Annotated in this window: 9 protein-coding genes; 3 read left to right on the forward strand and 6 right to left on the reverse strand. The window is 71.8% G+C overall.

All coding sequences use genetic code 11. The annotated features are described in order from the left end of the window. Window positions 1-44: 44 nt before the first annotated feature. From AB0K28_RS04955 to AB0K28_RS04975, 5 genes are all read right to left on the reverse strand, one after another. The gene (locus AB0K28_RS04955) at window positions 45-758 is read right to left on the reverse strand and encodes an acetoacetate decarboxylase family protein (protein WP_364365210.1); all 714 of its coding nucleotides are present in this window, start codon (window positions 756-758) and stop codon (window positions 45-47) included. 12 nt (window positions 759-770) lie between these two features. Next, entirely contained in the window at window positions 771-1,811 is a 1,041-nt protein-coding gene (locus AB0K28_RS04960; RefSeq protein WP_364365213.1) for a glycosyltransferase, read from the reverse strand. A gap of 56 nt (window positions 1,812-1,867) precedes the next feature. Next, entirely contained in the window at window positions 1,868-3,655 is a 1,788-nt protein-coding gene (locus AB0K28_RS04965) for an acyltransferase family protein (RefSeq protein ID WP_364365216.1), read from the reverse strand. A gap of 173 nt (window positions 3,656-3,828) precedes the next feature. Continuing rightward, on the reverse strand, window positions 3,829-5,487 hold the full coding sequence (locus AB0K28_RS04970) for an LCP family protein (protein ID WP_345396504.1): 1,659 nt from the start codon (window positions 5,485-5,487) through the stop codon (window positions 3,829-3,831). A 162-nt stretch (window positions 5,488-5,649) separates the two neighbouring features. Beyond that, on the reverse strand, window positions 5,650-7,104 hold the full coding sequence (locus AB0K28_RS04975; protein WP_364365219.1) for a hypothetical protein: 1,455 nt from the start codon (window positions 7,102-7,104) through the stop codon (window positions 5,650-5,652). 363 nt (window positions 7,105-7,467) lie between these two features. Here AB0K28_RS04975 and AB0K28_RS04980 point away from each other — a divergent pair, with 363 nt between their 5' ends. The 3 genes from AB0K28_RS04980 (at window position 7,468) to AB0K28_RS04990 (ending at window position 11,581) form a co-directional block, all read left to right on the forward strand. Further along, a complete protein-coding gene (locus AB0K28_RS04980) occupies window positions 7,468-9,486 on the forward strand; it encodes a hypothetical protein (RefSeq protein WP_364365222.1) in 2,019 nt (672 codons plus the stop codon). 100 nt (window positions 9,487-9,586) lie between these two features. Next, the gene (locus AB0K28_RS04985; RefSeq protein WP_364365225.1) at window positions 9,587-10,516 is read left to right on the forward strand and encodes a glycosyltransferase family 2 protein; all 930 of its coding nucleotides are present in this window, start codon (window positions 9,587-9,589) and stop codon (window positions 10,514-10,516) included. A 3-nt stretch (window positions 10,517-10,519) separates the two neighbouring features. Beyond that, entirely contained in the window at window positions 10,520-11,581 is a 1,062-nt protein-coding gene (locus AB0K28_RS04990; RefSeq protein WP_364365228.1) for a glycosyltransferase family 4 protein, read from the forward strand. Here AB0K28_RS04990 and AB0K28_RS04995 read toward each other — a convergent pair. Further along, window positions 11,482-12,441: a lysylphosphatidylglycerol synthase transmembrane domain-containing protein gene (locus tag AB0K28_RS04995; RefSeq protein WP_364365231.1), complete on the reverse strand. Its 960-nt coding sequence runs from the start codon at window positions 12,439-12,441 to the stop codon at window positions 11,482-11,484. The genes AB0K28_RS04990 and AB0K28_RS04995 overlap by 100 nt on opposite strands. Window position 12,442: the final 1 nt, after the last annotated feature.

Consider the following 12,442-nt stretch of genomic DNA (forward strand, 5'->3'; position numbering starts at 1 on the left):
GTTCACGGCCCGACGCTCACGGCCCGACGCTCGCAGCCCGACGTTCACAGCCGTCTGGCCTCGCCGAAGCACATCGCGGCGTGCGCGACCGTGCTGCTGAACATCGCCCGCTTGGGCAGCCCCAGCTCGCTCAGCTCCTTGGCGATGGGGTGGTTGCCCAGGCGGATCAGCGCGCCGCTGGGACGCACCTGGGCGCCGCGCGCCCGCACGGTCCACGGCACGACCCTGGTGAGGCCGTCGCGGTGCGTGTAGGCGTCGAGCGGCGCCATCACGCTCGCCCCCGGCACCGGCACGCCCGGTTTGACCAGAAGATCGAGCACCAGCCGCCCGTCCTTGCGCAGGATGCACCGCTTGTACGGCGACCGCAGCCGCAGCTCGATGTCGGCCAGCTCCTTCGGAAACCCCCACAACGACCGCCCGGCCTCCAGCGTGAACGTCTGGTCGACCGGCAGCCAGTGCACGAACACCCCCGCGTGCCGCAGCTCGCCAGGGCCCACGCTCGCGGGGACGCCCGGCCTGCGCACCAGGAAGGCCATGCCGAACTCGTGGTAGGCGTCGAGGTCACCGTCGCGGTAGTCGGCGAACACCAGCACGCACACGGCCTTGCCGGGCAGCACCTCGGCCACGTCGAGCCCGGAGTAGGCGATCACCGCCCGCGCGGCGTCGGCACGCACCGGGTAGAAGGCACTGCACACCTCGGCGTCCCTCACCCGCACGGGCATGTCCAGCGTCCGGCCCTGGATCAGATGCGATGCCATGGCACCAGTACATCAACCGCCACGTCCTGTGGCCATTCCCGCGCCGGGTGGCGTCCGGCTGTGTCGGGGCAACGGAAACCAGCCCGCGGCGCCATCGTGGCCCGCCCTGGACGGGCGCGCGGCCCACGTCTCGGCCCGCTGGACGAACGCGGCCGCGTGGTCGGGCCAGTGGTGGTGCAGGCGGGCCTCCACGTGCCCGAGCGCGCCCAGCTTCAGCCGCAGCGCCGGGTCCTCCTTGAGGTCCAGGACGGCGTTCAGCACCGCGTCCACGTCCAGCGGCACCACCAGCCCGCAGCCGGCCGGCTCGACCGTCGCCGCACCCTGCGGGGTGGTGATCACCGGCAGGCCGCGGCCCATGTAGTCGAGGATCTTGGTGGGCGGCGTGGCCACCGTGGCGTCGGCCAGCGACAGGCCCGCCAGCGCGCCCTCTGCCATGCGCAGGGCGTGGCGGAGCGGGACGTGGCCGTACCAGTCGAGCAGCCCCACCCGTTGCGCGTCGCGCAGCAGCGGGCGGACGCCGGGGGCGGCGGCGCCGATCAGGTCGAGCCTGATGCCGTGCGGCACCAGCCGCTCGGCCAGGCCGATCAGCTCCATCACGCCGCGCTCCACCGACAGGCGGCCGAGGTGCACGACCCTCGTGTCGCCCGGCGCCGGCGGGGCGGGGGAGACCAGGGTCGCCTCGGGCACCTCGGCGGGGGTGATCACCTCGTGGCGCCGGTGCGCGCGGGCCAGCCGCCTGGGGGAGACCTGCTCGCGTACGTCCCAGACGACGTGAGGACGCCGGTGGGGCAGCATGCGCAGCAGCCGGTGCTCGTGCACGATCAGCAGGTCCGCGCCCCGCAGGCCGCGTCTGAGCGCGGCCCGCGCGCGGCCCGGCGAGGCGAGGTGCGCCACGTCCACCGCGGTCAGCTCCATGGCGGGTGTCACGTTGAAATGGGTGAACGGCGCCACGTAGGTCACCTCGTGGCCCGCGTCGAGCAGCGCCCGGATCTGCCGGTGCATGATCCGGGCGTCCTCGGGATGATGGACGGTCGTGGCGACACATGCGCGCATGTGTCGATGCTCCGCGCCCACCCGGTCAACGGCGTTAATGCGGGGAAAACGATCGCTTAACTTCGTGAGGGGCGGCGATAGAGCCAGGTCAGGCGGGGTTCGAGCACCCACTTGAAGAGCGTGCGGGTCTCGGCCAGGCACAGGATGATGGCCAGCGCGAAACAGCTCGACGCGATCGCGAGCACGCCCAGCGGGCCGTAGAGCCACGGCACCGACAGCCAGCCCATCTCCTTGGCGATCAGCACCGGGATGCCGTGCAGCAGGTAGCAGTAGAGCGTGCGGGTGCCGAGGTCGGTGTACCAGGTCTCCTTCCTGGGCACCAGCGCCAGCACCGCGAAGCACATCGCCAGGGCGCAGATCAGCAGGCCCGTACGCACGCCCAGGCCCATCCACCAGGACAGGTGCAGGTCCTGGTAGCTGTTCTTGTAGTAGAACGGGCCGAGCGGCGACTTGGGCGCGATGTAGATGGCCACCGCCGCCGCGCCCAGCACGGTGAACACCGCGACGATCTTGATCCAGCGGCGGTTGAGCATCTCGAAGTGCTCGGGCTGCATCACGAGGCCGATCACGAAGAACGGCAGCAGGCCGAAGAAGCGGTCCATGCTGAAGTCGCCCGAGATCTGGGAGAACCCGGCGAACAGGTAGATCGCTATCGCCACCGGCACGGGGTATCTCATCCGCTTCCACACCGGTGTGGACAGGCGCCAGAACAGCAGGGCCAGCAGATACCAGTTGAGCCACGCCGGGTCGATGATCGTCAGGCTCCACTTCTGGCCCAGCGCGAAGCGGAGCGCGGCGTAGCCGACCTCGACGATGACGTACGGGATGAGGAACGTGTCGACCAGTTTGTTGGTCTTGGCGTTGGAGTTCCAGAAGTTTCTGGACAGGTAGCCGCTGATCAGCACGAACAGCGGCATGTGGAACGTGTAGATGAAGATGTAGGCCGCCCGCGCCGAGTCGGCGGCCAGCGTCGGCACCAGGGAGTGGCCGATCGGCACCAGGGCGATCAGGACGAACTTGACGTTGTCGAGGAACGGGTCGCGCTTGCGCTTCGGCTTTTCCGGCTGCTGCTGCGGCTCCGGCCGCTCCTGGCCGCCCGCGCCCGGCGTCGCCGCCGGCCGCTGCCCGGCGCCCGCTGCCACCGGAACGGCGGGCTGCTCGGCACGTCGGCCTGCGGTTCGCCCCGCGGGCCGGCCGGCCGGCTGCCCCTCGGGCTGTCCAGAGGGCACCGCCTGTCCCGGCTCAGGGCCCCCCGCCACCAGGACCCCGTCAGGCCCCGCGACCGGCTCCTTGGCCCGCCGCCCGCGCGGCGCCACGGGCTCGTCACCCGCCACGGCCCGAGCCCGCCTGCCCCCAGGGGCGGCGGCGTCGCGGCCTTGCGTACGCGGCTCGCCGATCTCGGGGGCGGCGGCGCGAGCCTGTCCGGCCTCGAAGCCACGGCCACGGGCCGGGCCGGCCTCGGGGGCCCGGCCGCGGTGTTGTCCTGCCTCCGCGCCACGGCCGTTGGCGAGCGGTGGGCCCGGGTCCGCGCGCCGGTCGTCGGCGAGCGGCCGGGCCGGCTCGGAGCCGTGGCCGTTGGAGTAGGGGTGGCCGGCGTCGGCGCCTCTGCGGCCGCGCGAGCGTCCGGCCTCGGGGCTCGTGCCGCGAGACCGGGGGGCGGGAGCGTCCGGGGTGATGGCCGGCTGGGGCTGCGTCAGCTCGCCTGGCGCCACCCCGTGCGGGTCGGTGGACTCGCTCCAGAAGGTCTCTTCCGGCAGCGGCCAGCGGGATCCCGTGTTGGCAGGTCCCTCCTCTTCGGGACGCCGCGGGGTCGTGGCCGGTCGGGAGGAACTGGTGTCAGACACAGAAGGAAGTCGCTCAGCTTCGCTCGGGGCCGGGGAACACGACGGCAGCGCGGTGATGGACTGTTGCGGGCCCGTTCAGCGCTGCGTCGCCGACCGCCACAGACTATCCCGCCTTCAGACTCCTGTCTCTCGTAGCGAGCCAGAACGGCTCGTTACACAGGGAACTTGGAGCCTCAGGTGCACACGTTCTTCTGCTCGGACGCGGTGATGGTGCTGTTGTTGACGCTGTCGGGCAGCTTGGTCACCTTGACCGAGTCGAAGTCCTCGCCGACCACGAGCTGGATCACCGGCGTGCCCTTCGCGGGCGCCCCGGCACCGGCCGTGGTGGCCACGGCCCCGGTGTACGGCTGCGCCCCGACCGCCTTCACCTTCCCGGACGCGGCCTGCGGCTTCGGCAGGACGGACCCGCCCAGAGTAAGGGCGTGGTCGGCGGCGGTCTCGGCGGTCTTGGAGTAGTGGATCTCGCTCTTGGCCAGGCTCGCACCGCCCGGGGCCTCGTAGTTGCCCAGGCCCACGACCGTGAAGCCCTGCTTGGCCAGCTCGTCGGCGACCTCGCGGGCCTTGCCGACGGTCTTGGTGCCGTTGAGCACCTGGACGCGCACCTGCTCAGGCTTGATCTTGGCCTTCGGCTTGGCCGGCGTGTCGGCGCCCGCCTCGGCGGTCTTGGTCACCTCGGTGTCGGTCTTGATCGAGGTGAACAGCTCGTTGGCGTCGGGCTGCTTCCAGACCACCCGGTTGGTGTCCTCGGGGTCGGGGACCCAGGGCACGGTGGTGAACTTGACGCCGTTGGCGGTCATCTCCTTCGCGCTCAGCGCGATCTGGATGAGCTGCTCGGTGTCGTTGGCCAGCTCGGGGTCCATGGTGACCGAGCCGGCCGCCGCGGCGATGAAGTCGCGCAGCCTGCCCACGTCGGTCAGCAGCTCGCTGCTGGTGGCCTTGGCGACGACCTTGCTGAGGAAGATCTGCTGGCGCTTGATGCGCTGAATGTCGCTGCCGTCGCCGTATTTGCGCAGGCGTACGTAGCCGAGCGCCTTCTCGCCGTTGAGCAGGCTCTTGCCGGGCGGCAGCACCAGCTTGGACGCCTTGTCGTTGACGCCCGACTTGAGGCAGATCTCGATGCCGCCGAGCGCGTCGACGATGTTCTTGAAGCCGCTGAAGTCCACCTCGACGAAGTGGTTGACGCGGATGCCGGTGAGGGTCTCGATGGTGGAGATCGTGCAGGCGATGCCGCCCGAGTTGTACGCCGAGTTGATCATGTCGCGGCGCGGCGGCATCTCCTGCTTGGTGGCCTCGTTCTTGCACTTGGGGATCTGCACCATGGAGTCGCGCGGGAAGCTGATCAGCCGCGCCTTGTCGCGGTCGGGCGACAGGTGCAGCAGGATGATCGTGTCGGTGCGCTTGCCGCCCGCGTTGGCCTCGCGGGCCAGCTGCTGGCCGTATCTCGCGTTGCCGGCGCCCGCGCGCGTGTCGGAGCCGACGAGCAGCACGTTGAGCGCGCCCGTGTCGGGCGGGCGCGGGTTGATGATGTCTTCCTTGACGCTCTTCTCGTTGATGTTGCCGAAGGCGTCGCGATAGGCGGTGTACGCCGTCAGCGCACCCGCCACCATGACCGTGGTGACGCCGATGCTCACGTACGCCAGCACGCGCATCTTGGTCTGGCCGCCGCCGGAGCCGCCGGAGCGGTGGCTGCGCGGGGGACGGTCGTCGGGCGGCGGTGGCGGCGGCGGGGCGGCGGCGGCCGCTCTGCGGGCCATCCTGCTGCCCGGCTGGGTGGCGGCCGATCGGCGGTCGTGCACGGAATCGACTACCGGCACGCTCCTGTAGTCAGTCATACGCCCCCGACCTCACTCCTTGCGCCGCCGGCATGGTCGCTCCGCGCCACGAGACTAGGTCACGTACGGCGTGCCACGGGTCATGAACGTGGGGAACGGCCGTGACCCGGGTGTGATGTTTCCGCCGCACAGCATACTCAGAGCCGGACATTGGGTGGAATATCATCGCCAAACTCTTTCTCCGCGACCAGGGCGTCCTCGCTCGTCACGCCCCCGGCCGCTTCGCTCTCGTTCGCGTCCTTGTTCGCGTCGTCTCCGCTCCGCGGGCCCGATGGCGAGGGCCGCCGCCAGACAGGCCACCGGCACGGCCGGCAGGACGTACCGGTAGTCGAACTCAGCGGCCGCGGCCGGCGTGATCAGCAGCACGACGGCCACCGACCAGGGCGCCAGCCAGGGCGGAGGCGTCGTCAGGCCGTTGCCTGGGCGGTCGCCCGCGCGTCTGCGGGCGATCGCCGCCACCGGTGGCACGAGCAGGACTGCCAGCAGCAGCGTGCCGGGCAGGCGCGCCACGCTCTGGTAGGCCCGTAGCCAGCCGGCATATGGCTCGACGATCTCCGTGCCGATCGCACCCTGCTCGTAGAGCTTGGCATACTCGGCGCCGACCTGCGCGGGATAGCGGCCAGGTGGCCCGGGGCGCTCGTCCGGGAACTGGTAGTAGCCGTAGATCTCGGCGTCCGGATAGACCGGGCGGTCCCAGCGGAACGTGCGGGCCAGCTCCGACAGCACCGACCCGGCGTAGTCGAGCGGCTGCTTGGTGATCGCCAGCATCGCGAACCTGCCCGCCAGGTCGTCGGTCTCCTTCGTGAACGTGATGCCGGGCCGCCGCACCAGCGGGGAGTCCTGGGCCCAGATGTACTCCTGCGAGGGCGGCCGCTGGTCGGGCGGGCGCGCGTCGCACAGCTCCCGCAGGTCGGGCGGCGGGTCCATCTCGGCGCAGTCGGCGAAGGACATCGTGCGGGCGTACAGGAAGACGCCGTTCGCGCCGATCAGGCCCACCCGCTGGTACGTGGCGTAGAACCAGGCCCCGTACGCGAGGAGCGGCACCAGCGCGACCGCCACCAGCACACCCGCCAGTCTGATCCGCCCGCGCAGCACGAACCAGGCCGCCAGCAGGACGATCAGCGGCTGCCCGACGGTCCTGGTCAGCGTGGCCGCCGCCAGCAGCAGGCCGATGCCCGCCACCGTCGCAGGGCGGGCCGTCGTGGCCAGCACGACCGCCGTCGCCACGAGGAACATGAAGAGCGTGTCCGAGACGAGCAGGTGCTCCAGCTCGATCTGGTACGCGTCCAGCAGCACAGGAACCGCCGCCAGCGTCGCCGCCCACCTGGGTGCTCTGCGCGCCGTCCGGTAGATCAGCACCCCGGTCGCCAGGCCCAGCAGGTGCTGCGCCACCGTCACCGCGCCGAACGCGTGCAGCGGTTCCAGCAGCTTGAGGAACATCGAGTAGCCGGCCGGGCGCACCAGGTCGGGGCGGGGCCTGAAGACGGTGACGATGTAGGTGTAGGAGTCGGGGAACCACAGCGCGGGCCGGTACCCCAGCATGGCGAGCAGCCGCAGCACGGCCCCGAGCCCCAGCACGGCGAGGAACCACCGATGCCGCCGCACCCGCTCCCGCACCCCGGCCCCCCTCCGCCGCCTTCCTGCCCGCTCCTCCGGAGGCTCGGCGCGCTGAGCCGGCTCGGTGCGTTGCCCATGCTCTTCCGCGCGCTGAGCCGGCTCGGTGCGTTGCCCCTGTTCCTCCGCGCGTTCTTCCGCGCGTTCTTCCGCGCGCGGACGCGGGCTCGCGGGTCGCGCGGGCTTTTCTGGGGGTGCGGGGTTCGCGGGCCTTTCGGCGTGCGGGTCCGCCATCAACGGCTGGTCCTTCCCATCTCCGGCACGTCGCGTACGCTACCGGCGTTTTCGCCTCTCCCGTGCCTCCGGGGCCTCTGGCGGCTGCCGTGGCCGCGAGGGGTGTGCGGGGTTGGATACGCTCGGTCTCCGATGGAACACGATCATCGTCCCGGCCGGTGGCTCGCCGCGCTGTCGGTGCTCCCCGCGCTGGCCGTGGCGGGCTGGTTGCTGGCCGGGCTGCCGCTGTTGCTGCTCGGCCGGTTCACGCCGGTGCTCGTCACCGTGCTCGGGGTCCCCATGGCGGTGCTGCTGTGCTGGGCGGGGACCCGCGGCCTGTGGGCCGGAGCGCTGCGGGCGGCTTGGTGGCAGCTCGGCGGGGTCGTCGGGGTGGCGGTGGCGTCCGGGGTGTTCAACGTGCTCCTGCACAGCGAGCAGCTCGCCGTCAGGCGTGATCCGGCCACCTACGCCCAGTACGCCGCCTGGATCGCCGCCCACGGCTCGCTGCCGATCCCGGCGCAGGCCGAGGCGTTCGGCGGGCCCGACGCGGGGCTGGAGTTCGACAGCGTCGGGTTCTACGCGGTGGACGGCGGGGTGTTGCCGCAGTTCATGCCAGGGCCGCCGATGCTGTTCGCGATCGGTGACTGGCTGGGGGCGCCGTTCGTGGTGCCGGCCGTGCTGGGCGCGCTCGCGGTGCTCACGCTGGGCGGCGTGGTGGCGCGGCTGGCGGGCGCGCGGTGGGCGGTGCTGGCGGCGACGGCGTTCGCGGTCTGCATGCCGGTCCTCTACACCTCGCGGACCACGTTCAGCGAGATCCCGTCGATGATCCTGCTGTTCGGCGGGCTGGCCCTGGCGTACGACGCGCTGGAGCGAGCCCGTGACGGCCGGCCGGGCCGGGGCACGGCGGGGCTGGCCGGGCTGGTGTTCGGGCTGGCGGTGCTGGTCAGGATCGACGGGCTGCGCGACGTGCTGCCGGTGCTGGCGTTCGCCGGGCTGCTGATCGCGCTGCGCAGGCTGGGCAGGCCGGTGGGGCGGCTCGGGCCGCCGCTGCTCGCGGGACTGGTCGCCGGGGCCTGCGTCGGGCTGGCGGCGGCGTATCTGCTGGCCAGGCCGTACCTCGACTATCTGAGCGGCTCCGTGCGGCCGCTGCTGCTCATCTGCGCCGCCGTCCTCGTGCTCACCCTCGCAGGTACGGCCGCCGCCCCCGCCCTGGCCCGGATCAGCCTGCCGGGCTGGCTGCCGAGGACCGGCGCGGTGCTGACCGTGCTGCTGATGGCCGCCCTGTACGCCCGCCCGTGGTACCAGACCGTGACCAGGGATCCGGCGAACCCGGAGGACTGGCGCACGTACGAGATGATCCGGCAGATCCAGCGCGCCAACGGCCTGCCGGAGGACGGCACCCGCCTCTACTTCGAGAACTCCCTGCACTGGCTCACCTGGTACGTCGGCCCGGCGACGCTCGCCCTGGCCACGATCGCCGCCGCCCTCCTGGTGCGCAGGCTGCTGCGCGACGGCTCGTCGTTCGCCTGGCTGCTGCCGCTCGCGGTGGTGGGCTGGACGACGGTCACGACGCTGCTGCGCCCTGAGATCACCCCCGACCATCCGTGGGCCGCCCGCCGCCTGGTGCCGGTGGTGATCCCCGGGGTGATCCTGCTGGCCGCGTACGGGCTGGCCCGGCTGCGCCGGCTCATGGACCGGCACGGCCCGCTGGTGCTGAAGTGGGGCACGGTGATGGCGGTGCTGCTGGTGCTGGCGCCGCCGGTGGTGACGTCGATCGGCACCGCGTTCACGCCGGTCGAGCGGGGTGAGGCGGCGGCGGTCGAGGAGATGTGCGCGCGGCTGCCCGACCGGGCGTCGGTGCTGTTCGTGGAGCGGGTGACCGGCGACCGGTTCGTCCAGGTCGTACGGGGAATGTGCGGAAAACCGGCCGCCAAGGTCAAGCGGGCGGGCACCGACGTCGCGCCGGAGCGCGAGGTGCGCCGCCAGATCGAGCGGGTGCGCGCGGCCGGCCGGGTGCCGGTGCTGCTGGGCGCCGAGGAGCCGCAGGTCGCGCCGTACGGGCGGCCCACGCAGGTGATGCGGCTGGTCACCCGGCAGGACGAGCGCTCGCTCATTGAGGCCCCCAATGCCACATGGTCACTGCGGATCAACGTGTGGATGGCCGTCGCTTGACCGGGATGGGTCACACTGGAAGGAACAGCCCTGGAACCGGGGGCACCCGGTGGAGTGATGTGCACTCGCCTTTCGGCGGGGCAGAGTAACCTCGACCCCCGTGAGCACGCCTGAGACCCCCAAGAGTGGAACCGCCGTGGAAGAAGCGCCGTACGTCACGATCGTCCTGCCCTGTTACAACGAGCAGGACCACGTCATCGACGAGGTGGAGCGCATCACCAAGGCGATGGACTCGAGCGGCTACACCTACGAGCTCGTCGCCATCGACGACTGCTCCACCGACGACACGCTGGCCAGGCTCAAGGAGGCCGCGCCCGACTATCCCCACCTGCGCATCCGCGCCTTCCACCGCAACGGCGGCTCCGGCACCGTGCGGCGCATCGGCACGCAGGAGGCCAGGGGCGAGATCGTGGTGTGGACCGACGCCGACATGTCCTACGCCAACGAGCGCATCCCCGAGCTGGTGCAGATCCTGGAGAAGGATCCCTCGTTCGACCAGGTGGTCGGCGCCCGCACCAGCGAGGAGGGCTCGCACAAGCTGCTGCGCGTGCCGGCCAAGTGGGTGATCCGCAAGGTGGCCGAGATGCTGGCCGGCCAGAAGATCCCCGACCTCAACTCGGGGCTGCGGGCCTTCCGCAAGTCGGTGGCGCGGCCCTACCTGCGGCTGCTGCCTCCCGGGTTCTCGTGCGTCACGACGATCACGCTGTCGTTCCTGATGAACCAGCACGACATCTACTACCTGCCGACCGACTACGCGAAGCGGGCCGGCAAGTCGAAGTTCAGCTTCGTCTCCGACGCCTACCGCTACATCCTGCAGGTGCTGCGGATGATCATGTACTTCAACCCGCTCAAGGTGCTCATGCCGCCGGCGCTGTGGCTGGTGGGCATCGGGTTCGTCAAGGGCGTCTGGGACATGATCGAGCACCCGTTCTACTTCCCCGCCAACACCGTCATGATCTTCCTGTCGGGCATGCTGATCGGGTCGGTCGCGCTGCTCGCCGACCTGATCGTGCGCTCGCGGGGAGAGTGACCGGTGCGCATCGCGATCGTCGGGCCGACGTATCCGTACAAGGGGGGCGGGGCCCAGCACACCACGGAGCTGGCGCACCGGCTGGCGGCGCTGGGCCACGACGTGGTGATCGAGTCGTGGCGCGCCCAATATCCGTCGTTCCTCTATCCGGGGCAGCAGACGATCTCCGCGCCTGAGGGCACCCCCTACGACAGGACCGTGCGCCGGCTCGACTGGCGGCGGCCCGACGGCTGGGTGGCCGCCGGGCGGCGGCTGCGCTCGGCCGACCTGGTCGTGCTCGCCGTGCTCAGCCCGGTGCAGGTGCCCGCCTACCTCGGCATCCTGTACGGGCTCAAGCGCCGCACCAAGGCGATCGCCCTGTGCCACAACGTGCTGCCGCACGAGCGCAAGCCCTACGACGAGCCGCTGATGAAGGCGCTGCTCAAGCGGGTCGACGGCGTGCTGGCCCACTCCGAGCAGCAGGCGGAGCTGGCCTGCGGGCTCACCTCCAAGCCGGTCAGCGTGGCCGGCCTGCCGCCCCACCTGCCCTCGACGACCGCGGAGCGCTCCGCCGAGGTGCACCGCAGGCTGCTGTTCTTCGGCATCGTGCGGCCGTACAAGGGGCTCGACCTGCTGCTGCGGGCGCTGCCCGACGGTGTTTCGCTGACCGTGGCCGGTGAGTTCTGGGGCGGGCTCGACGAGACCAAGGCGCTGATCGCCGAGCTGGGCATCGGCGACCGGGTCGAGCTGCGGCCGGGCTACGTCGCCGCGGGCGAGGTGCCGAGGCTGTTCGCCGCCGCCGACGCGCTCGTGCTGCCCTACCGCAGCGCCACGGCCAGCCAGAACGTCTGGCTCGGCCACGAGCACGGCGTGCCGGTGATCGCGACCAGGGTGGGCGCGCTGGCCGAGCACGTCACCGACGGCGTGGACGGCCTGCTGGTCGAGCCGAACGACGTGGGGGCCCTGCGCGAGGCGATCGAGCGGTTCTACGCCTCGGGCGAGCCCGAGAGGTTGCGGTCGGGGGTCAAGGCGGTCGATCCCGAGCCGTTCTGGTCGGCGTACGCGGGCACGCTGCTGGCCGCCTGACGGCCGAGCAGCACGAACAGCCCCGCGAGCGCCGCGTCGGCCAGCGTGAACGCCACCCGCGACACGATCGCCACCGCGAGCGCCGGCGGCGTGCCGATGACCGGCCCGAGCACGAGCACCAGCGCGCCCTCCCTGACGCCGACGCCGGCCGGCACCACGACGGTCAGGATGCCGGTGGCCCAGGCGAACGCGTAGGCGCCGGTCGCGATCACATAGAGGTCGGCGCTCCCGGCGACCAGCCAGATGTGCAGGCCGTAGACGAGCCAGCCGAGCGCCGTCCAGCCCACCGCCACCAGCACCGTACGGCCGGGCAGCACGCTCTCCAGCGGCTCCTTGCGCGCGATGCGCAGGGCCAGGTTGAGCCCCCAGGTCAGCACCTTGGGATGCAGGCAAACGATGATCACCGGCACCAGCAGCACGAGGTACCACGCCTGCCGCACCGCCTCCAGCGTTCCCAGCGTGGCCGCGGCGATCGAGATCGCCACCCCGAGGTTGATCACCAGGCCCAGCGAGATCGTCGCGAACGTGCGCCGCGGCGGGCTGCCGTGGTCGCGGCCGAGGTCCATCATCGCCGCGTACGCCCACACCGCACCCGGGATGTACTTCCCGAGCTGCCCCACGAACATGATCCGCCCGGCCACCCGCACCGGCACCCGCGTGCCCAGCCCCGCGAGGATCTCCCGCCAGGCCACCAGCATGAAGAACTGGCCGAGCAGCACCGAGCCGAAGGCTCCTAGCACCGCCCAGGGCGACATGCGCGCGAGCGCGCCGGTGGTCTCTTCCCAGTTGGCGGCCAGCCCGTAGCCCAGGAAACCGAGCGCGACCAGGGCGAGGAGGAGGCGCAGCAGGCGGCGGAGCATT

The organism is Nonomuraea sp. NPDC049504, from assembly GCF_040676845.1.
GTDB lineage: Bacteria > Actinomycetota > Actinomycetes > Streptosporangiales > Streptosporangiaceae > Nonomuraea > Nonomuraea salmonea.